The 22,608-nt window shown below is 26.3% G+C and carries 21 protein-coding genes; all 21 read left to right on the top strand.

Features of this window, described 5'->3' with window-relative positions:
- The first annotated feature begins 3 nt into the window (after positions 1-3).
- Positions 4-1,158: a dTDP-4-amino-4,6-dideoxygalactose transaminase gene (gene rffA / locus Q0762_RS05100; RefSeq protein WP_298764381.1), complete on the top strand. Its 1,155-nt coding sequence runs from the start codon at positions 4-6 to the stop codon at positions 1,156-1,158.
- Positions 1,145-2,281 (top strand): hypothetical protein, encoded by a 1,137-nt coding sequence (locus Q0762_RS05095; protein WP_298764379.1) that lies wholly within the window; start codon positions 1,145-1,147, stop codon positions 2,279-2,281. Before rffA ends, Q0762_RS05095 begins: the two co-directional genes overlap by 14 nt.
- Positions 2,265-3,446: a glycosyltransferase gene (locus tag Q0762_RS05090; protein ID WP_298764378.1), complete on the top strand. Its 1,182-nt coding sequence runs from the start codon at positions 2,265-2,267 to the stop codon at positions 3,444-3,446. Before Q0762_RS05095 ends, Q0762_RS05090 begins: the two co-directional genes overlap by 17 nt.
- 1 nt (position 3,447) lies before the next feature.
- Positions 3,448-4,389: a glycosyltransferase family 10 gene (locus Q0762_RS05085; RefSeq protein WP_298764377.1), complete on the top strand. Its 942-nt coding sequence runs from the start codon at positions 3,448-3,450 to the stop codon at positions 4,387-4,389.
- A gap of 4 nt (positions 4,390-4,393) precedes the next feature.
- Positions 4,394-5,242, top strand: a complete 849-nt coding sequence (locus Q0762_RS05080) for a glycosyltransferase family 2 protein (protein WP_298764376.1) — start codon at positions 4,394-4,396, stop codon at positions 5,240-5,242.
- A 382-nt stretch (positions 5,243-5,624) separates the two neighbouring features.
- Positions 5,625-6,494 carry a glycosyltransferase gene (locus Q0762_RS05075; RefSeq protein WP_298764374.1) on the top strand — a complete coding sequence of 290 codons (870 nt, stop codon included), beginning with the start codon at positions 5,625-5,627 and terminating at the stop codon, positions 6,492-6,494.
- Positions 6,495-6,512: 18 nt separating this feature from the next.
- The gene (locus Q0762_RS05070; protein WP_298764373.1) at positions 6,513-7,442 is read left to right on the top strand and encodes an NAD-dependent epimerase/dehydratase family protein; all 930 of its coding nucleotides are present in this window, start codon (positions 6,513-6,515) and stop codon (positions 7,440-7,442) included.
- The gene (locus tag Q0762_RS05065; protein WP_298764372.1) at positions 7,426-8,421 is read left to right on the top strand and encodes a glycosyltransferase family A protein; all 996 of its coding nucleotides are present in this window, start codon (positions 7,426-7,428) and stop codon (positions 8,419-8,421) included. Before Q0762_RS05070 ends, Q0762_RS05065 begins: the two co-directional genes overlap by 17 nt.
- A 23-nt stretch (positions 8,422-8,444) precedes the next feature.
- Positions 8,445-9,056, top strand: a complete 612-nt coding sequence (locus Q0762_RS05060; RefSeq protein WP_298764371.1) for a CatB-related O-acetyltransferase — start codon at positions 8,445-8,447, stop codon at positions 9,054-9,056.
- A 3-nt stretch (positions 9,057-9,059) separates the two neighbouring features.
- Positions 9,060-10,064 (top strand): N-acetylneuraminate synthase family protein, encoded by a 1,005-nt coding sequence (locus Q0762_RS05055; RefSeq protein ID WP_298764369.1) that lies wholly within the window; start codon positions 9,060-9,062, stop codon positions 10,062-10,064.
- Positions 10,061-11,215, top strand: a complete 1,155-nt coding sequence (gene neuC, locus Q0762_RS05050) for a UDP-N-acetylglucosamine 2-epimerase (protein ID WP_298764367.1) — start codon at positions 10,061-10,063, stop codon at positions 11,213-11,215. The genes Q0762_RS05055 and neuC overlap by 4 nt, the downstream gene beginning before the upstream one ends.
- A complete protein-coding gene (locus Q0762_RS05045) occupies positions 11,216-11,896 on the top strand; it encodes an acylneuraminate cytidylyltransferase family protein (RefSeq protein ID WP_298764366.1) in 681 nt (226 codons plus the stop codon).
- 5 nt (positions 11,897-11,901) lie between these two features.
- The gene (locus tag Q0762_RS05040) at positions 11,902-12,852 is read left to right on the top strand and encodes an NAD(P)-dependent oxidoreductase (protein ID WP_298764364.1); all 951 of its coding nucleotides are present in this window, start codon (positions 11,902-11,904) and stop codon (positions 12,850-12,852) included.
- Positions 12,849-14,267, top strand: a complete 1,419-nt coding sequence (locus Q0762_RS05035; RefSeq protein ID WP_298764362.1) for a hypothetical protein — start codon at positions 12,849-12,851, stop codon at positions 14,265-14,267. Before Q0762_RS05040 ends, Q0762_RS05035 begins: the two co-directional genes overlap by 4 nt.
- A 3-nt stretch (positions 14,268-14,270) precedes the next feature.
- The gene (locus Q0762_RS05030) at positions 14,271-15,407 is read left to right on the top strand and encodes a glycosyltransferase family 4 protein (RefSeq protein ID WP_298764360.1); all 1,137 of its coding nucleotides are present in this window, start codon (positions 14,271-14,273) and stop codon (positions 15,405-15,407) included.
- Positions 15,408-15,433: 26 nt separating this feature from the next.
- On the top strand, positions 15,434-16,561 hold the full coding sequence (locus Q0762_RS05025; protein WP_298764358.1) for a glycosyltransferase: 1,128 nt from the start codon (positions 15,434-15,436) through the stop codon (positions 16,559-16,561).
- Entirely contained in the window at positions 16,554-17,630 is a 1,077-nt protein-coding gene (locus tag Q0762_RS05020) for a glycosyltransferase (protein ID WP_298764356.1), read from the top strand. The genes Q0762_RS05025 and Q0762_RS05020 overlap by 8 nt, the downstream gene beginning before the upstream one ends.
- A 2-nt stretch (positions 17,631-17,632) precedes the next feature.
- Positions 17,633-18,961 (top strand): O-antigen ligase, encoded by a 1,329-nt coding sequence (locus Q0762_RS05015; RefSeq protein WP_298764353.1) that lies wholly within the window; start codon positions 17,633-17,635, stop codon positions 18,959-18,961.
- Positions 18,945-19,964 (top strand): glycosyltransferase family 4 protein, encoded by a 1,020-nt coding sequence (locus Q0762_RS05010; RefSeq protein WP_298764350.1) that lies wholly within the window; start codon positions 18,945-18,947, stop codon positions 19,962-19,964. The genes Q0762_RS05015 and Q0762_RS05010 overlap by 17 nt, the downstream gene beginning before the upstream one ends.
- On the top strand, positions 19,964-21,358 hold the full coding sequence (locus tag Q0762_RS05005) for a hypothetical protein (RefSeq protein WP_298764347.1): 1,395 nt from the start codon (positions 19,964-19,966) through the stop codon (positions 21,356-21,358). The genes Q0762_RS05010 and Q0762_RS05005 overlap by 1 nt, the downstream gene beginning before the upstream one ends.
- A complete protein-coding gene (locus Q0762_RS05000; RefSeq protein ID WP_298764344.1) occupies positions 21,351-22,559 on the top strand; it encodes a glycosyltransferase family 4 protein in 1,209 nt (402 codons plus the stop codon). Before Q0762_RS05005 ends, Q0762_RS05000 begins: the two co-directional genes overlap by 8 nt.
- Positions 22,560-22,608: the final 49 nt, after the last annotated feature.

Below are 22,608 nucleotides of genomic sequence, written 5' to 3'. Positions count from 1 at the left end.
ATTATGAGTATTTATAAACATATACCTTTTAATAAGCCTTATATGACTGGTGATGAATCTTTTTACATAAAAGATGCTGTTTTGTCAGGTAAGATTTCTGGAAATGGAAAATATACTAAATTATGTCAAAATTTTTTCGAACAAAAGTATGGGTTTGGTAAATGTTTGTTAACTACTTCTTGTACTGACGCCTTAGAGATGGCTGCTATTCTTATTAATATTTCTCCAGGAGATGAAGTTATAATGCCTTCTTATACTTTTGTATCTACTTCTAATGCTTTTGTATTAAGAGGTGCTAAAATTATTTTTATTGATTCAACAAAAGATAACCCTAATATAGATGTTTCAAAAATTGAAAAATTAATAACAAATAAAACAAAAGCCATAGTACCGGTTCATTATGCAGGTGTTGCATGTGATATGGATGTAATAATGGATTTGTCAAAAAAATATAATTTATTTGTAATTGAAGACGCAGCACAAGCCATAGATAATTTTTATATTTCTAGAGATGGTGAGAAAAAAGCTTTGGGTTCCATAGGTCATTTGTCAACTTTTTCATTTCATGAAACTAAAAACGTGATTTCTGGAGAAGGAGGAATGTTAGTTATAAATGATTCTAAATTTTATAGTAGAGCTGAAATAATCTGGGAAAAAGGAACTAATAGGAATGCTTTTTTTAGAGGTGAAGTGGATAAATATGGTTGGGTAGATATAGGTTCATCCTTCTTGCCATCTGATATAATAGCTGCTTTTTTATGGGCACAACTAGAACATATCGAAAAAATACAAAAAAAGAGAAAGCTACTATGGGAATTATATTATCAAAAATTAAAAGTTTATTGTAATAAAAATAATGTGAAAATGCCTTTTATTCCAAAGTACTCTGCTAAAAACGGTCATTTATTCTATTTAGTTTTTAAAAGTAAAAAGCAAAGAGATTTAATTATAAAGAAAATGAAAAATAATAATATTGATGCAGTTTTCCATTATTTAAGCCTGCATAAAAGTGAGTTTTATAAAGATAAATATAAAGGTGAACAACTTTATTTTAGCGATTATTATTCAGACAACTTGTTAAGACTTCCCCTTTTTTATAGTTTAAGTGAAAACCAATTAAATAGAATTGTTAGTATTATAATAAATGAAAAAATATAAAGTTTTATTTGTTGTTTCAGAATTTTTTAAAGGAGGTGCCGAAAGATTTACTTATGAAATAGATAGAGTGTTAGATAAAAGTAAATTTGAAGTTACAATATTATGTTTAAATGGCAAAAATGCGAAAAATTCTACATGGCATAGACACTACCACAAACTTCATTTGGCTTTAGGAACAAAAATTTTGTACAATGACGAGTTCTTAAATCCTCAAAACGCAATTATAAACAAGCTCAGAAAGAAATTAAGAATAAAATCAAAGGAAATTATAAATTATAAATTATTAGTCAATTACTTATCAAAATTTGATTTAATACATTGGATGGGAGAATATACTTTTTATAAAAAATTACCAAACTTTTTAATAAAAAAAAGCCTAATAAATATAATGTCTGCAAAATTTCAAAATCAAAACTTGTATAAAAATTTTGATAAAAAAAAGAAATATAATTTTATTTCTGGTTTTACAGAAAAGGAGGCCATTTATGAATTAAATGAGTTTCCACAAAAAAAACATTGGCACTTTCCATTAATATTTAAAATAGAAGAAAATAAAATATGGAATTTTAAAAATACAGTAATTAAGAAAATTGGAATTTTTACAAGATTAGATAAGTACAAGCCTTTAGACCCTTTTTTTTACGCTTTTCAATTATTGTTAACAGAAAACAAAAATATTGAGTTACATATTTTTGGAAGTGGCGACCCAGAAGAGCAAGGTTTAAATTTAAAATTAAAGAATTTAGATATTCTAGATAAAGTTTTTTTTAGAGGTCATCAAGAAAATATTACAAAAACAGCGATAATAGAAGATTTAAACTTATCTTGGTTTCAGGGTTATAACAATAATAGACCTGCAGGATATGCAGGGTTTGATATATGTTCAGTTGGAATTCCTTTAATATGTTGGGATTTTTATTATAAAAAAATTGAAAAAATTAATGAGGTTTATCCTCATTTCAAAAATTTAAGATATTTCGTAGATTACACAATTAAAATTTTAACAATTAAAGAAGAAGCAATTAAACTCTCTAATAATCAAATTAAAGATGTTATGTGTAATAGAGATTCTTCAACTAAAATTAAACAACTTGAAGCAATTTACCATGAAATTATTAATTAAATGGTTTCAATTATTACCCAAAAAAGTTTATGTATTTTTTAACTTTGTATTATTTGCACTTAAAGAATATAGAAAAATATTAAACTCAGATGTAATTTTTTTCTTTCCTTTTTACCAAACAGGTGGTGCAGAAACAGTTCATGTAAATATTGTTAATACTTTTAAAGAACAAAAAACTTACATTTTTTTTGAAAAACTATCTAATTCGGAAAACAATAAATCAAGTTTTATTAAATATAGCAATTTTTTTGAAGTTTATTATTTTTTAAATACTACAAATATTAGCCAAAAACTTTTTATTAAATATTTAATAGTAGTAATCAATAAATCAAAAGCAAAATCAGTTTTTGCTAGTAATAGCAATCTTTTTTATAAAATATTACCTAATTTAAAAAATAAAATAAAAAAAATAGATTTAACACATGCTTTTACACATTCAAATTACGGAGGTGAAATAGTTACTTTGCCTTATGTTAAGTATCTTACTAACAGGGTGGTTATTAATAGAAATACACTATTAGATTTTAAAGAATTATATTTAAAACATAATTTACAAAAGTATTACAGCAGGATTTTAATAATACAAAACGGAATAAAAATAGGAAATACTGATTTTATTGAAAAAGATAAAAAAGTAATAAATATTGGCTTTGTCGGAAGGTGGGCAAAAGAAAAAAGGCCAGAATTGTTTTTAGACATTGCAAGTAAAATAACATCCTTTGCAACTAACTATAATTTTTATTTTATAGGTAACAATAAAACTGAGAAATCAAAAGATATAACAAGAAGTAATATAATTGATCTTGGTGAGATTTTCAAGAAAGACAAATTATTTAGCTATTACAGAAAATTTCATTTTATCTTTATAACATCTAAAAGAGAAGGTTTTCCAGTTGTTTTAATGGAGGCTATGAAATTTGGAGTTGTGCCAATATGTACTAACGTTGGTGGCATTAGTGAGCATATTTTTAATAATAAAAATGGGTACTTGATAGATAATTGTGATAACGAAAAAGTAATTATAGAAAAATTTATTGAAAAATTGATTAGCATAAAGATGGATTCAGATTATTTAAAATTGTCCGGCAATGCAAAAATATATGCAAATAATAATTTTAATTTAAAAGAGTTTAAAAATAATTATAGAAAATTATTATTAGAGTAAGATGAAAACTATAAAAATAAATTTTGTTGACTTTTGGCCAGATATAATTAAAACAGATAATTATTTTTATAACTTATTAAAAGAATATTATTTAGTAGTTATAGATACGAATAATCCTGAAATTCTTTTTTTTTCATTATTTGGTAAGGAACATTTAAAATATAATTGTAAGAAAATTTTTTTTACAGGAGAAAATATAAGACCTAACTTTTTAAGTTGTGATTTTGCTTTTTCTTTTGATTACAATAAAAGAAAAAACCATTTCAGGTTACCTTTATATTCCCTTTATATTGACGATCATAAAAAGAAAGATACTATAGAAATTGTAAAATCTAAAGAGAAATTGAAAGAAATATGGAGTAAAAAATCGAAGTTTTGCTCAATGGTTGTCTCTAATCCTAGGGCCAAATTTAGAATAGAGTTTTTTAAGAGATTATCTAAAATTAGACAAGTAGATTCAGGTGGAGGTGTTTTAAATAACGTAGAGGGTAAGGTTAAAGATAAATTATCTTTTATAAATGATTATAAATTTGTGATTGCTTTTGAAAACGAAATTCATAACGGGTATACAACAGAAAAAATAATAGAACCTATTTTTAAAGATTGTATCCCAATTTACTGGGGTAATAAGTTAGTTAATAGAGATTTTAATCCTAATAGATTTATAAATTATCATGATTTTGAATCTGAAGAAGATCTATTTAATAAATTAATAGAAATAGAAAATAACCCGGATTTAGCTTTAAATATTATTTCACAGCCTATTTTTAGTATAAATAGGTTAAAATATTCAGAAGAAAGAATAGCTGTTTATAATTGTATAAATCAATTGTTTTTATCAAATAAAAAACCTGTTTCTAGACGCTTTCTTGGTAAATTATATTATTTAAACATAAAATTATGTTCAATATTAAAAAGTTTAAAAAAGAAATTTAAGTTATAAACTTATGATTAAAAAAAAACCAAAAGTATCTGTAGTTATTCCTTGTTATAATGATAAAGATTATATAGAGGAAACTTTGGAGTCAGTTTTAAAACAGACATTTAAAGATTTTGAAATTATAATTGTTGATGATGGCTCTAATTATGAAACTAAAGAAGTTCTTAAAAAATTAAACTTTAAAAATGTAAATATTTTAGAGCAAGAAAATAGAGGTTTGAGTAATGCAAGAAATAACGGCTTTAAAAAAGCTAAAGGAGAATATGTTTTAACAATTGACTCAGATGATACTTTTGATAAAACTTTTTTAGAAAAAGCAGTTTTTATTTTAGATAAAGAAAAAAAAGTTTCAGCTATTTCCTCTTATTGTAATATTTTTGTAGAAGATTATAAAATTATAAAAAAACACATCCCCAAAGGTGGTAATCTAAATAATTTTCTATTCGACAATAATAGTACCTCTTTTGCTTTAATAAGAAAATCTGTATGGAATAATATTGGTGGTTATGATGAGAAAATGATATACGGTTTTGAAGATTGGGAATTTTGGATTTCATTAACTAAACAGGGAGGTGAAGTTTATATTATAAAAGAGTTTTTATTTAATTATAGACATAAAAAAAGGTCTATGTCTAAAATTGCTAAAACAAATTATAGAGAAAAAAATTTAAGCTATATTTACAAAAAGCATAAAGATATCTATAAAGAACATTTTGAAGAAGCAATTGATTTTATAGCAGATTTAGCCATTAGACATAAAAGGAACGAAATAAAATATAAAACTTCAATAGACTTTAAAATTGGTAGAATTATATTATTCCCTATTCGTTTTGCTAAAAAAATTATACTTAAATAAATTAAAATATACGAAGATTTTTAATTTGGTTAATTTATGCGGTAATAAGCAATGTTTTATTAAGTTATTATAAAGTTTTTTGTTAAAAAATTAAGGTCTTATGATATTGAAATAAATTTAATTGAACTTTGTTTAAATCGAGTTGGTAACAATTTCTAATTAACTGATTTAATGAAATTGAAACCTGTCTTTTCTAAAGAGTTGAAGGCGATAATGATTTTTAACGTCATTATTTTAAATAAGTGATAAAACTCATAGAAAAATCAAATTAAATAATTTAAAATTTTGTAAATTTTACACGCTAGATAGTTCATGATAATATAGTTAATTAAAAATAATATAGGCCAAAAGGTCACAGAACCATTAAAAATTATTTAATTGAATGAGTAAATTTATCTTTTCAGTTTCGGTAATAATACCTACTTTTAATAGGTCTAAATATTTAGAAGAAGCTATACTTAGCGTAGTAAACCAAACATATGAGGATATTGAAATATTAGTTATTGACGATGGATCAAAAGAGAATTACGCAGAAAATATTTGTAGAAAATATAATAATTGTTTTTACTATCACAAAAATAACGGTGGTTTATCATCTGCAAGAAATTATGGGATTTCTAAAGCAAAAGGAAAATATATAGCATTCTTAGATGATGATGATGTTTGGAAGAAAAATAAATTAGAAGTTCAATGTAAAATTTTAGATAAAGATACTGATATAGCTTGCGTACATAGTTCTGCAATTGTAATTAACGAAAAAGGAAAAGTAACAGGAAAAGTAATTGGTGCCTCAGAAGCAAAAGCATACAAAAGGTCTGGAAATGTTTTTTGGAATGCTTTAGGGGTTTGGGTAGTAAAATCTCCAACGCCATTAATAAGGAGAAAAGTTTTCACAAGGGATTTGTTGTTTGATGAGACCATTAAAATCGGTGAAGATTTAGATTTTTATCAAAGAATGTTTTATCGTCACAAAGTAGTATATATCAATAAACCTTTAGCTTTTTACAGAGAATACCAAGATGTAACTAGACTTTCTTTACAGAAACAAAAATACATAGGAATTGAAAGGAAAATTTATAATAACTTTGTTAAAATGGGAATTAAAAACCCATTTGTACTACAAAAAATAGCTTCAAAGCTTTTAATTTCTGGCGTAAAAAGATACAACCTTTTGTATCCTAAAAAACCAATAGAATTAAGTTTTTTAGATAAATATATTTTTCCTCAAAAAAAAATAAAAGAATTAATTTAGATAAAAGATAAAATAAAGATGATAAATATTTTAGTTACAGGAGGAGCTGGAAATGTTGGAAGTTACCTAGTCGCAAAATTATCACAAAATAATAATAATACAATAGTTGTATTTGATAATTTGTTAACTGGTGATATTAAAAAAGTACCCGTAAAAAAGAATGTTATTTTTATTAAAGGTAATGCAAATAATTACAATGATATTTCAGCAGTTTTCCATAGATATAATTTTAATTATGTTTTTCATTTTGCTGCAGTAGTTGGCGTACAAAGAACTCTAAATAATCCTCTTTGGGTTTTAGAAGACATTAAAGGTTTTGAAAATATCTTAAGTTTATCAAAAAACACAAATGTATCTAAAGTTTATTTTTCATCATCTTCTGAAGTATATGGAGAGCCTTTTGAAATACCTCAAAATGAAAAGACAACTCCTTTAAACTCTAAATTACCTTACGCAATTGTAAAAAATTTAGGAGAATCTTATTTAAAGTCATATCATCAAGAATTCGGTTTAGAATATTCTATTTTTCGTTTTTTTAATACCTACGGACCAAATCAAAGTGAAGATTTTGTAATTCCAAAATTTATTAAATTAGCAAAAGCAAATAAAGATATTACCATTTTTGGAGAAGGAAAACAAACCCGCACCTTTTGTTATATAGATGATAATATAGATACTATACTTAAGATTCACGAAAATAATTTAGTAACTAATGATGTTATTAATATTGGAAATGATAGTGAGATAACAGTTTTAGAACTTGCAAAAACAATTATAAAAGTGACTAATAGTAAATCTAATATTGTCTTTTTACCGGCTCTAAAAGAAGGAGATATGTTAAGAAGGTGTCCAGACGTTACTAAAATGAAAAAAATTCTTAAAAGAGATTTATTGCCTCTAGAAGAAGGAATTAAAAAACTTATTGATTATTATGAGAATAGGGATTAATCCAAATAATCACAAAAATATAGATCTTTCCATGAAAGGTCATAGAGTTATTATACCAGTTTATATTCCTAATTTTGAGGGATATTTTAAAGATTCTTTAAATGTTTTTAAAATTTGTATAGAATCATTAATAAAAACAATAAATAGTGATATAGCTGTGACTGTAATTTCAAATGGTTCTTGTTTAGAGGTAAACAATTACATTACAGATTTGTATAAAGCTAATAAGATTGATAAAGCTGTATTTAATAAAGAAAATATAGGTAAAATGAATGCAATTATGTCTGAAACTAGAGCTTGTTTTGAAGATTTTATTACATATTCAGATGCAGATGTTTTTTTTGATAAAGGTTGGTTAAAAGAAACTTTTGAGATTTTTAAAACAATTCCTAAAGCAGGTTTTGTTTCTCTGAATCCAACGCCAGGTCATTTTAGTTATTCTAATTCTACTTTATTATCAAATATTAATCTTTTTTTTAAAAAATCAAAAATCACAAAAGAAGTCTGTAATTTCGAAGATCTCTTACATTTTAACACAAGTATAGGTAAAGATTTAGATTTCACTGAGAAGAAATATAATTCAAAAATATATTCAATAGAAAAAGGTAATAAAAGAGTAATTCTTGGCGCTGGACACTTTTGTTGCACCATAAGAAGAAACCCTACATTAAAATATGTTCCTTTAGAGTACTCAAAAAAAGGAGTTTCAGGTGGTTCAGAAGCAAAATACTTAGATGAGCCTTTTGATAAAACAGGCCTTTTAAGGCTTTCATCTACAAAAGCTTTCGTTTGGCATATGGGAAACATATTAGAAAATAGTTGGGCTAGAGAAAAAATTAAAAGTTTAGAAACATTTAAAGAACAAGATTTTAGTTTTAATCTAATTCCAGAAAAAAGTACAACATTAATTAACAGGTTAGTACCTTACTTTATTATAAAAAGAACAGTAGGTGTTTTAAAAAAAATAAAATTTATATGAAATTAATTCTTTTTTTTAAAAAAGTGATTTATCATATATTAAATAAATCAGAAATTAAACAAAATGTAAAACTTTCTGGTTTTTCTAGAGGCCTACAAAATGTTACTTTTAAAGGAAAAAATGCAGTCCCAGATAGGTGTAATTTTTCTGGAAAAATAACTATAGGACATGCCACTACATTAGGTTATAATAATTTATTCAATGGACAAATAAAAATTGGAAAGTATTGCCAATTTGGATCGGATGTTGCCTTACACGCAAGTAATCATCCTATAAATTATTTATCAACCTATATAAATAAAAATTTATTTAATGGAGAGTTAAAAACGCTAAAAGAGGAGAAAAAAATTGAAATTGGCAATGACGTTTGGATTGGTCATGGTGTAATTATAGTGGGTAATGTTAAAATAGGTAATGGAGCAATTTTAGCTGCAGGTTCTGTTATAACTAAAGATGTAGCACCATATTCTATAATAGCTGGTGTTCCAGGAAAAATGATTAAAAAGAGATTTTCGGATAATATAATTAAAGAGGTTGAGGAATTGAAATGGTGGGATTTCTCAGAAAAAGAACTTGTTGAAAATAAAGAATTATTTTTTAAAAATCTTAAAGATGTTAAAACAATTTACAGTTAAAATATGAATTCTCCCTTTATTATAGCAGAAATAGCACAAGCACATGATGGTAGTATAGGAATATTACATTCTTATATAGATGCTTTGTCTAAAACAGGTGTAGATGCTATAAAATTTCAAACGCATATTGCAGCCGCAGAAAGTAGTATTTATGAACCTTTTAGAGTACAATTTTCTAAACAAGATAAAACAAGATTTGATTATTGGAAAAGAATGGAATTTTCTCTTGAACAATGGAAAAACATAAAGCAACATTGTGATGATGTAGGGTTAGAATTTATGAGTTCTCCATTTAGCAATAAAGCTGTTGATCTTTTAGAAAAAGTGGGTATTAAAAGATATAAAATAGGATCTGGAGAAATTACAAACCTTTTATTACTAGAAAAAATAGCCAAAACAGGCAAACCTGTTATCATTTCTTCTGGCATGAGTTCTTTAGATGAATTGGATAGCACCACTAAATTTCTAAAAGAAAAAAAAATTAATTACGCTATTTTACAATGCACAACTGCATATCCTACAAAACCTACACAATACGGTTTAAATGTAATTAATGAGTTAAAAGAAAGATATGATGTAAAAGTAGGTTATTCAGATCATTCATCCTCAATTGGTGCATGTATTGCTGCAACTGTATTAGGAGCAGAAATATTAGAATTTCATGTGGTGTTTGATAAAGAAATGTTTGGCCCTGATGCAAAAGCTTCTTTGACAATTAAGGAAACAAAAAAATTAGTTAAAGAAGTTAGAAAAATAGCAATAGCAAATGCAAACCCAATAAATAAAAATAACAATACTAGTTTTAACAAATTAAAAACTATTTTTGAAAAATCGCTTTGTGTAAATAAAGATTTACCAAAAAATCATATTATTAATTTTAATGATTTAGAAGCAAAAAAACCAAGTAATAGAGGAATTCCTGCAAATGATTTTAATGCTGTAATTGGAAAAAAAATTAGTCATGCTATGAATAAGTGGGATTTCTTAAATGAATCGGATTTAATATGAGTAAAAGAAAAATTTGTGTTGTAATTACAGCAAGACCATCATATAGCAGAATTAAATCAGCTTTAACTGAAATAAAGCTGCATCCTAATTTAGAATTACAACTTGTAATTGCAGGTTCCGCATTATTAGGAAGATATGGAAACGCCATTGACTTTATAGAAAATGATGGTTTTAAAATTGATGAAAAAGTATTTATGGTTTTAGAGGGTGAAAACCCAACATCTATGGCTAAAACCACAGGTTTAGGTGTTATGGAACTGGCTAATGTATTTTATAAATTGCAACCCAATGCAGTAATTACAATTGCAGATCGTTTTGAAACTATTGCAACATCTATTGCTGCAGCTTATCAAAACATACCATTAGTACACATACAAGGAGGAGAGGTAACGGGAAATATAGATGAAAAAGTTAGACATGCTAATACAAAATTAGCAGATATTCATTTGGTGGCATCAGAAGAAGCAAAAGAAAGAGTTATAAAATTGGGAGAAAATCCAACTACAGTTTTTAATACAGGTTGTCCTTCAATAGATTTAGCAGCAGAAGTAAATAAAAAACCAACATTAAATTTTAATCCTATTCAAAAATATGGTGGCGTTGGAGAAAAAATAAAATGGGAGAATGGTTATATAGTTGTGATGCAACACCCAGTAACAACAGAATATAAATCTGCAAGAAAACATATAGAAGAAACGTTACATGCTGTTTTAGAATTAGGCATTCCAACTTTTTGGTTTTGGCCAAATGTAGATTCAGGTGCAGATGGCACATCAACAGGAATTAGATCTTTTAGAGAAAGAATGAAACCAAAAAACATTCATTTTTTTAAGAACATGGAGCCCAACGATTTTCTTAGGCTACTTATAAATAGTAAGTGTTTAATTGGTAACTCTAGTGTTGGAATTAGAGAGTGCTCTTTTTTAGGTGTTCCTGTAGTTAATATTGGCACTAGACAAAGTAGAAGACAAAGAGGCAGCAATGTTATAGATGTAGCCTATAATAAAGAATTAATAAAAGAAGCAATTTTAATAAATAGTGATAAAGAATTTCCTAACAATAAAATTTATGGTGATGGAAATTCTGGAAAAAAAATTGCAGAAATACTGGCAATTACAGAGCTTAATTTTCATAAAACCATTACCTATTAAATGAAATTTTTAGGAATAATACCAGCAAGAGGAGGATCTAAAGGAGTTAAGAAAAAAAATATTCGTTTGGTAAACAACAAACCTTTAATTGGTTATACAATTGAAGCTGCTCAAAAAAGTAAATTGCTTACAGATTTTTTAGTAACTACAGATTCTGATGAAATTATAGATGTTATTAAAAAATACAATTGTAACTATCAAAGAAGATCTTCAAAAAACGCCCAAGATAAAACGCCAATAGAACCTGTTTTAGTTGAAGTATTAGAAAATATAACAAAACAATATGATGGTGTTATACTTTTACAGCCAACAGCTCCTGCAAGAACTGCAGAAGATATAGATAATGTTATACAGATGTTTTCTGTAGACAAAAATGTAGCATGTGTGGTTTCTGTGGTAGAATTAGAAGACATTCATCCTGCAAGAATGTATACTATAGATAAAAATATGCTACAACCATTGCAAAAAGAAAATGAAAAAAAAAGAAGACAAGATTTAGCACCTGTCTACTTAAGAAATGGATGTATTTATGCCATTACAACTAAAGCATTTTTAGAGCATAAGAAACTAATTTTAGATACCAAAAAACCTTATATAATGCCAGAGTCTAAATGGATTAATATAGACACAGAGAGAGATTTATTGGTTGCAGAAACTTTATTAAAACATTATGGCTATTAATTTTTATGAATAAATTAATTACAAATATTTCTGGAATAAATAAACTGACCAAAGAAGCATTTGAATATTTGTCAGAAGTTTCAGATATTAATTATGTTACAATTTCAGGACAATATGAATTACAGAAATCCTTAAGTGAATGTGATGTTTTTTGGTTTAGATTAAACCATAAATTAACAGACGAAGTTTTAAAAACAGCCAAATGTAAGTTTATTTTGTGTGCAGTAACAGGTTTAGATCATATAGATTTGGAAGCTTGCAAAAAAAACAACATAACTATTGTTAGTTTAAAAAATGAACAAGAATTTTTAAAAGAAGTAAGAGCCACAGTAGAACACTCTTTTGGTTTAATGTTAAGTTTAATTAGACAAAACAAAGTTGCGTTTAAACATTCCGAAGAATACAAATGGAACAGAAACTTGTTTCAAGGAGAAGAGCTTTACAGAAAAAATATTGGAATTTTAGGTTTTGGTAGATTGGGTAAAATTATGGCAGATTATGCCGCTGCTTTTGGAATGAAAGTTTTTTACTTTGATAAAATTGAAGATAGAAACACTAGTTTTACAAGGTGTAACTCAATTAATGAGTTAATTAGCAAGGTGGATTTTTTATCTATTCATATAACATTCGACAGTTCTACACAATTTATTGTAAATGAAAATGTCTTAAAAAGCATACAACAAAAGTTATACATTATAAATACCTCTAGAGGTGGTGTGGTAAATGAAGACGATATTATAAAGTATTTAAAACTTGGTAAAATTAAAGGATATGCCACAGATGTATTATATAAAGAACCAGACATTCAAGAAAATAAATTAATAGCATATGCAAAAGAGCATACTAATGTTATTATAACACCACACATAGGTGGTTTTACAAAAGAGTCTATCGCAAAAACAGAAATTTTTATAGCGCGTAAGTTTATTCAAATTTTAAAAAAAAATAAATTTTGAAAATATTATTTTTAGTTCCTGATGGGGTAGGAATAAGAAATTATTTATACTCAAACTTATGCAAAGAACTTATTTCTAAAGGTTTTGAGATACAATTATACCATAAAGTTTCTAAAGCTGCATTGTTAGAAATAGAAGATGTTTGTTTAAATATTTCTAAAAATCATAAAAGATTACCAGATTTAAAAGAAGGTTTTATTTTAAGGTTTTTAAGGGAAGCCCCTGCATATGCAAGATTAGTTTATTTCTCTAAAGTTTTAAAAAATGATTCTATAAAATTCTTTTGGTCTAAGAAGCCAAAAACTTTAAAAATGAAGTTGTTTTATTTTTTATGTAAAACAATTGGAAAATTAATGTCTATTAATTACAAGTTAATACGATTTTTTGAGAAGAGATATGAAATACTTACAACAAAAACTTCAGCTTATAAAAATGTCATAGCAGATTTAGAAGAAATAAAACCAGATTTTATTATCAACTTGCATCAAAGAGCGCCAATTACTACTCCTGTAATAATGGCAGCAAAAGCATTAGGTATTAAGAATAGTACAGTAATATTTTCTTGGGATAATGTGCCCAAAGCTAGATTAATTTCTAGACCACAAAACTATTTTGTTTGGTCTGCGTTAATGAAAAAACAATTGTGCTTATTGTATAGAGAAATAAATCCTAAAAATGTTTTTGTAGTAGGATCTCCTCAGTTTGAGTTTCATAAAAGAGAAGAATTTAGATTAACAAAAGAAACTTTTTTTAAAGAATACAAGTTAAATAGCAACAAAAAAACGATTTGTTTTTCTGGAGATGATGTGATGACTTCACCATATGATCAAATATTTTTAGAAGATTTATGTGATGCTCTTTTAAATTTTAAAGAAGAAGATAGACCACAGATAATTTTTAGAAGATGCCCTGTAGATTTTAGTACAAGGTTTGATGCTGTTTTAGAGAAATACAAACACATTATTACAGTTATTCATCCAGATTGGAGGGTAGAAAAGGAGTCTGAAAAAAATTCCTTTTCATTAATTTACCCATCTTACAATGATTTAAAATTACTTGTTAATACTTGTTTACATTCAGATTTAGTAATTAACCTAGGAAGTACAATGGCACACGATTTTGCTGTTCACAATAAACCTTGCCTATACTTAAACTACAATCCAAAAGCGCATAAATATTGGTCGGTAAAAAAAACATACAAATATGAACATTTTAGGAGTATGACTGGTTTGGATGCAGTAGGTTGGGTAAACAGTGCAAATGATTTTTATCCTTTGATAAAAAGGATATTAAAAGATAAAAATTCTGTAGGAAAAGACAGGGAAATTTGGTTGAAAAAAATTGTAAATTATCCTATAGAAAAAAATGCTTTTTTGTTAGCCAATACTATTATTTCAGAAATTCATAAAAATTAAAAGATGCATATTTGTTTTATTGCTAGTGAATATCCTTTACCAAATAGATCTTTTGGAGGTATTGGTACATTTTTATTAACCTATTGTGATTTATTAATTAAAAGTGGTCATAGAGTTTCAATTGTTGGTGTTATAAAAGAAGATGGTGTACAAAAAAAAATAAATGGCGTGCATATTTTTTACAAAAAAAAATCATCAATAAAAGGTATATCTTGGCTTATTAACTCTAAAACAATTAGTAGTATTATAAAACGAGTACACCAAGAAAATAAAATAGATATTATAGAAGCACAAGAAGGAGGATTGGCTTTTGTAAAAATACCTAAAGAAATTTGTAAAGTGGTTAGAATGCATGGTGGGCATCATTTTTTTCATAGTTTTGAAAACAATAAATTAAGTTTAAGAAAATCTATTTTAGAGAAAATTACTTTTAAAAAAACAGACGCGGTAATTGCTACTTCAGATTTTGTAAAAACACAAACTTCTAAATTTTTAGACTTTTCAAACAAAAAAAATATTACTATCAATAATCCAATTCCTGTAGAACAATTTTACATAGGAGATAAGAATAAAGTAGTAAAAGGAGCAATTGTTTTTGCGGGCACAATATGCGAAAAAAAAGGGATACGACAGTTGTGTTTAGCGCTGCCTAAAATAAGAAAAAAGTTTCCAGAAGTACATCTTTATATTTATGGCAGAGATTGGTTTTTTCCAGACGGAACATTATATAAAGATTGGATGTTGAATCAATTTTCAGATGAAATAAAACAACATATTACATTTAGAAAACCTGTTCCCTATAAAGAATTACCTCAGGTTTACGAGTTTGGCGAAGTTTGTGTTTTTCCCTCTCACATGGAAGTACAAGGTTTAGTGGCTCCTGAAGCAATGTGTATGGAAAAGGTTGTGGTTTTTACGGAATATGGTCCAGGACCTGAAACTATTGATGATGAAATTAATGGATTTTTATGTAGACCCTTAGAAATTGATAATATTTCTGAAACTATTATTAAAGTTTTAAATAATAGAAAGAATAATAGATCCATAGAAACTGCTGCAAGAGAAAAAGTATTACAAAAATTTTCACCAGAGAAAATTTTAAATAAAAATTGTACTTTTTACAATTTTTTATTACAATAAGTTTAATCTAATTAAATTTTAAAATAGTGAAGTTTGCAATTATTACCCATGCAGTTCATAAAAAAGTAAATAATACATTATTTGCTTATGAGCCTTACGTACGTGAAATGAACTTGTGGCTTCAATATGTAGAAAAAGTTAAAGTTCTTGCTCCAATTTCTTCAGAAAAAATATCTGAAATTGATGAGAAGTACAACCATAAAAACATTTTACTTTTAAAAATTCCTAGTTTTAATGTTATTACTTTTTTTAACAAAGTAAAATCTATAATTCTAATTCCAATAATATTTATTAAGATATTCAAAGTAATGTTATGGGCAGATCATATTCATTTAAGATGTCCTGGAAATATAGGATTATTAGGCTGTTTTGTACAAATATTATTTCCTAATAAACCTAAAACAGTAAAATATGCAGGGAATTGGGATTCTAAAAGTAAACAACCTTTTAGTTATCGGTTACAAAAAAAAATTATCTCTAATACTTTTTTAACTAGAAATTGTAAAGTTTTAGTGTATGGAGATTGGAAAAATCAATCTAAAAATATTATCCCTTTTTTTACAGCATCTTATTATAAAGATGAAGTAGAAAATGTCTCTAAAAAAGAATTAGATGTTACTATAAATTTTATTTTTGTGGGCAGTTTTTCTAAAGGAAAGCAACCTTTGTTAAGTGTTAAAACAGTTGAAAAATTATTGCTTAAAAATTATGATGTTAAATTAAACATGTATGGAGATGGCGCTGAGTTTTCTACTTTAAAAAAATACATAGTTGACAAAAAATTATCTAATAATATTATTTTACATGGTAATCAACCAAAAGAAATAGTAAAAGAAGCATTTAAAAAATCTCATTTTTTAATTTTTATATCTAAATCAGAAGGTTGGCCAAAAGTAGTTGCAGAAGCCATGTTTTGGCGGTGTTTACCAATTTCTTCTAGAGTTTCTTGTGTAGATTATATGTTAGGAAACGGCAAAAGAGGAACTACAGTTCCACCTAACGTTAGAGAAGAAAATCTTGTAAAAATTATAGTAGACTATATGCATAATAAAGAAATTTATCAAAAAAAGGTTTTAGCGGCTCAAAAATGGTCTCAGAAGTTTAATTTAGATACCTTTGATATTGAAATAAAGAAATTATTGCTTAGTGAGTAAAATTGGAGTAATACAAATTATAGATTCTTTAAATACTGGTGGCGCAGAGGTGCTCGCAGTAAATATCGCGAATTTATTAGTAAAAGAAAATATTAATTCTCATTTATGCGTAACAAGGCAAGAGGGTAAATTAAGAGAAAGTATCAATAAAAATACGGGGTATTTATTCTTAAATAAAAAAAGAACAATAGATATTAAGGCTATTATAACCTTTAAAAATTATATTAAAGCTAATAACATTTCTATCCTTCATGCACATTCAAGTTCTTTTTTTCTTGCTTTTTGTGTAAAATTAATATGTCCAAAATTAAAAATTATTTGGCATGATCATTTTGGGAAAACCCAAGAACTAAAAAAGAGAAATATTTTTCCATTAAAACAAATTTCTTTTTTTTTTAAAGGAATTATAGCTGTAAATAATCAATTAGAAAAATGGTCTCTACACAATCTTTATTGCAAAAGAGTTTATTTGCTTAATAATTTTGCTGTTTTTAATAATTTTGAAAAACACACCATTTTAGAAGGAATTGAAGGTAAAAGAATTGTTCATTTAGGTGCATTTAGAGCGCAAAAAGATCATGAAAATTTGATAAATGCTTTTCATTTATTTCAAAAGGATTTTAAAGAATGGTCTTTGCATTTAATTGGTGGCTATATAGAGGATACTTATTATAAAAAAATCAAAAGAATGATTAGTGAAAAAGGATTAGAAAAACATATTTTTGTGCACGGAGTTTGCACAGATATTTTTAATATTTTGCAACAATGTTCTTTAGGAGTTTTATCTTCTAAATCTGAGGGTTTACCAATAGCACTGTTGGAATATGGTTTGGCAAAACTGCCAGTAGTTGTTACCAATGTTGGTGATTGTAATAAAGTAATTGTCAATAATAAAACGGGTTTTATAATAATGCCGAATAATAGTACGCTTTTAGCAGATAAGTTGAAACAATTGGCAAACTCTAAAAAATTATCGGCTTATTTTGGGCAAAACTTAAATATTCAAATAAAAAATAATTTCTCGCAAGAAAATTTCATGAAACAAGTGTTACATATTTATAAAAGTTAAATTTGATAGAAAAGATACTGAATAACAAATTATTATTTATAGGAATCCATATTGTATTTGGTTTTTTAGGTACGTTGCCTTTATTTCCGAAACTTTACGGTTCCTTAGTTATTATAATCCCTGTAGTACTTATTTATCTTTCACAAAATAATAATGAAGAAGCTTTTATATTAGCAGCTTATATTGCGGGTGCAGAGGTTTTTATACGAATGACAAAAGGTTTTATATTATATGAAACAGGAAAATATGGTGTCATTTTATTTTTAGTGCTCGGGATTTTATTTGGAAAGTACAAACAAGTTTTTTCTTTACAATACATTTTTTATATTTTACTCCTTTTATTGGGTATTGTATTTACACAAGTACCAGAAGGTGAATCGATAAGAAAAGCAATTGTTTTTAATTTAGGAGGCCCCATAGGGTTGGGTATTGCTGCTATTTATTTTTATAAGAGACCTATTAAAAAACAGGAATTTTTTAATGCACTTTTTTTTATGTTGTTGCCTTTATTTTCCATGGTGACTTATATGTATTTTAAAACCCCAGATTTAAAAGAAATTGTTTTTCATTCTGAAGCAAATTTTGTGACATCTGGAGGTTTTGGACCAAACCAAGTGGCTACTGCAATAGGTTTAGGGATGTTTGTATTGGTAGTCTTTATTGCTTCTAAAACAAAACTTTCGGGTTTTTTATTTCTAGACGCAATTTTTCTTATTTATTTTTCATATCGTGGTCTTTTAACATTTTCTCGAGGCGGTATACTCGCAGCAACGATATCTATAATTTTATTTTTGTTTTTTTATAGTTTATATAAAAAAGTTTCTATAAAAATACTTACAAAATATATTTTTATAGGAGGTTTTTTCTTAGTAGCAATATGGTTATATACTTCCAATATCACTGGAGGCATGTTAGACAATAGATATGCCGGTAGAAACAAAATAGGTGTTAAAGAAGATATTACCAGCGGTAGATTAGATATTATACAAGTGCAGTTTAACAATTTCTTAGAATACCCTTTGGGTATTGGTGTAGGAAATGGTAAATATGAAAGGCAAAAAAGTATTGGAAAAGTAACTGCAGCTTCGCATAACGAAGTAGGAAGATTGTTAGAGGAACACGGTATCATTGGTTTTTTCATATTAATTATGCTGTTAACAGTTCCGTTATTTAATTTTCTCAGGGGAGATAATTTTCAGAAAGCCTTTATCATTTCGTTTTATGTAATTTGGTTTTTAACCATAAATCATTCTGCAATGCGCATTGCAATTCCTGGCTTTATTTATGCATTAAGTCTTATTAGAATTACAGATTATGAAGAAGAAACCTAAATCTATTCTATATATTGGTAATAATTTAACCAAAAAATCCAAGTACAATTCTACTTTAACGGTTTTATCTAATTTATTTAAAAAAGAAGGTTTTACGGTTTACATTTCTTCAGACAAAACCAATAAATTTCTGCGACTATTGGCAATGCTATTGTCTGTTGTAAAATATAGAAATAAAGTAGCTTATATATTAATTGACACGTTTAGTACTACAAATTTTTATTATGCTTTTTTAACAGCTCAATTGGCCAGGTTTTTTAAAATTAAATACATACCTATTTTACATGGAGGTAATTTGCCTTATAGAATTTCTAAATCTGTAAGAATGTCTAATTTACTATTTAAAAATTCTTTTGCAAACGTAGCGCCATCCAATTATTTAAAAACTGAATTTGAAAAAAAGGGATATACTGTAAAATTTATTCCTAACATTTTAGAAATAGAAAACTATCCCTTTAAAAAAAGAGCAGATTTAAAACCAACATTACTGTGGGTTAGAGCATTTAAAGAAATTTATAATCCTACAATGGCAATAGAAGTATTGTTTTTATTAAAACAAGTATACCCAAATGCAAAATTATGTATGGTTGGTCCTTTTGTAGATAGTTCTTATGAAAAATGTCAAAAATTAGTTGAAAAATATCAATTACAAGCTGCTGTAGAATTTACAGGAGTTTTACCTAAAGAACAATGGCACAAAAAATCTAAAGAATTTGATGTTTTTATAAATACTACAAATTTTGACAATACACCTATAAGTGTTATGGAAGCCATGGCGTTGGGTTTACCTGTTGTAACTACAAATGTTGGCGGAATTTCTTATTTATTAGAAAACAATACAGATGCGCTTTTAGTAGCAAAAAACAATGCTATGGAGATGGTAAATGCAATTAAAAATATAGTAGATGGAAAACATAAAACATTGCCACTAAAGGCCAGACAAAAAGTAGAGAAATTTGATAGTTCTATTGTTATGAACCAGTGGAAAGAAATTTTAAATTAATGCGTTTCTTATTTAAAATATATAGCTTTTTACCACACCAAATTCAAAACATTGGAATTAGTATTTATGGTTATTACTGGAAAAATAGAAGACTAGGAAAAGAGTTTAAAAAAGAATTACTTTTATTTAAGGAAAGAGAAAGTTTTACTTTCAAAGAATGGGAAATTTATCAAGAAACGGAATTAAGAAAATTATTAATTTATGCTTTTAAAAATGTTCCATTTTACAAAGAAAAATATGCTAAAGCAGGTTTTTGTTTAAATGATTTTAAGCATTTTAAATTAGCTGACCTGCATAAATTACCGTTTTTAGAAAAAGAAGAATTAAGAAAGTACGGCACAACATTACTTTTATCAAAAAAGAAAGAAAAAGGAAAATTTTATTACAGTAGTGGCAGTACAGGAACGCCAGTAAGTATTTACTTTTCAAAAAAAACACATCAAAAATGGTTTGCAGCATATGAAAGCAGAGTATTAAATTGGGCTGGAGTTTCTATAAAAAATGCTAGAGGAATGATTGGTGGTAGAAAAATTATACACAAAACCAAGGCAAAACCACCGTATTACAGGTTTAATAAAGCAGAAAAACAAACTTATTTTTCTGCTTATCATATACATGAAAAATCGGTTAAAAATTATGTTAAAGGCATTGTAAACCATAAAGTAGAGTTTATGGTTGGCTATGCAATGAGTAATTATTTTTTGGCAAAACTAATTGCAGATAAAAATATTAAAGTACCTAAGTTAAAAGCTGTAATTACTTCTAGTGAAAAATTAACAAAAGAAATGAGAACTACTTTTAAAAAAGCCTATAATTGTAAAACTTACGATTCTTACAGCGGTATGGAAGCATGTGGTTTAATTTCAGAAAACCTTTTTGGAGATTTTCTTTTTAGCCCAGATACAGGCGTTTTAGAATTAATAAATGAAAATGGTAAAGAGGTTGTTAATGGAGAAGAAGGAGAAGTAGTTTTAACAGGTTTGTTAAACTTTGACCAACCATTAATTAGATATAGAATTGGAGATAGCGCTACAAAGAAAAAAAATCAACAAACAAAATCTGGTTTGCAAATGCCATCAATTTTAGAAATAAATGGTAGAGTAGAGGATGTTATTATTGGTAAAGATGGTAAACAAGTAGTTAGATTTCATAGTTTGTTTATAGATATTACAGGTTTAATAGTGGGCCAAATTATACAGGAAAATCTCAATGTATTTGTTATTAATTTAACAGTTGATCATAGTTATTCACAAAAATCTGAATCCACAATTTTACAAAGGTTAAATGATATTTTAGGTGAAAATAATACTGTAGATTTTAAATATTTACAGGAAATTCCTAAAAATAAAAATGGTAAATTTAGAGCAGTAATAAATAATATAAAGAATGTCTAAAACAATTTGGATAATAAATCAAACAGCAGGTAATTTAGATTCTGGTTGGGGAGAAAGGCATTATTTTCTTAGCAAATATTGGGTAAAGAAAGGATATAAGGTTAAAATTATATCTGGTTCTTACAATCATCTATTTATAAATCAACCTAAAACTTTAAACAAATGGTTTACCAAAGAAACTATAGAAAATAATATTGAATTTTGTTGGGTAAAAGTACCCGTTTATAAAAACACAGGTTTTAAAAAAATAATTAGCAACTTTGTATATACATTTCGTTTGTTTTTTTTGACAACTAAAATTTTAGAAAAACCAGATGTTATTTTGGTTTCTTCAATGCCAATTTTTCCTATTTTAAATGGTGTTTTTTTTAAGAAAAAGTTTAAAGCTAAAAAACTGATTTTTGAAATTAGAGATCTATGGCCATTAACGCCAATGTATTTAAAAGGCTATTCTAAAAGACATCCTTTTATCATGTTTTTAAGTTTTTTTGAAAAATATGCTTATAATAAATCAGACGAAATCGTATCTGTTTTGCCAAATACCTCTACTTATATTAATTCTCTAATTAAAGCAAATAAAAAAGTACATTACATACCTAATGGAATTGATGAAAACCTACTTAAAAATGAAAAATTAGATAAAGAAGTATTAAATTTAATTCCAAAAGATAAATTTATTATAGGTTATGCTGGTACCATAGGATTGGCAAATGCAATGGAGTTTTTTGTTGAAGCTTCTATCTCTATTAAAAATAGTAATATTCATTTTATTATAGTTGGAGACGGCTATTTAAAAGAATCTTTGCAAAAGAAAGTAATAAAGTCCACAAATATTACTTTTATAGAAAAAATTAATAAAGCTAAAGTGCAACATTTGATAAGTTTTTTTGATGTTTGTTACATTAGTAGATATAAATCTAAATTATACCATTATGGTGTTTCTTACAATAAATATTTTGATTATATGCTAGCTAAAAAACCAATTTTAGAATCATCAGAATATATTAGAGATCAGGTAGAGTTGTCTGGCTGTGGTATTATTGTAAAACCAGAATCAACAAAAGAAATTATAGAAGGAATTACAAAGCTTTATGAGATGAGTTCCAAAGAAAGAATTATTTTAGGTGAAAAAGGATACAATTTTATGAAAAAATATCACAATTTTTCTTTTCTAAGTAATTTGTATGAAAAAATATTTTAAAAGGAACATAGCAAATATTTTTTAATTTATCCTATTTTTGTTTCGAATC

This window comes from uncultured Polaribacter sp. (assembly GCF_947495205.1).
Taxonomy (GTDB): Bacteria; Bacteroidota; Bacteroidia; order Flavobacteriales; family Flavobacteriaceae; genus Polaribacter.
Note: the sequence above shows the minus strand (reverse complement) of the source record. Positions and strands in the feature narration are given on the sequence as shown.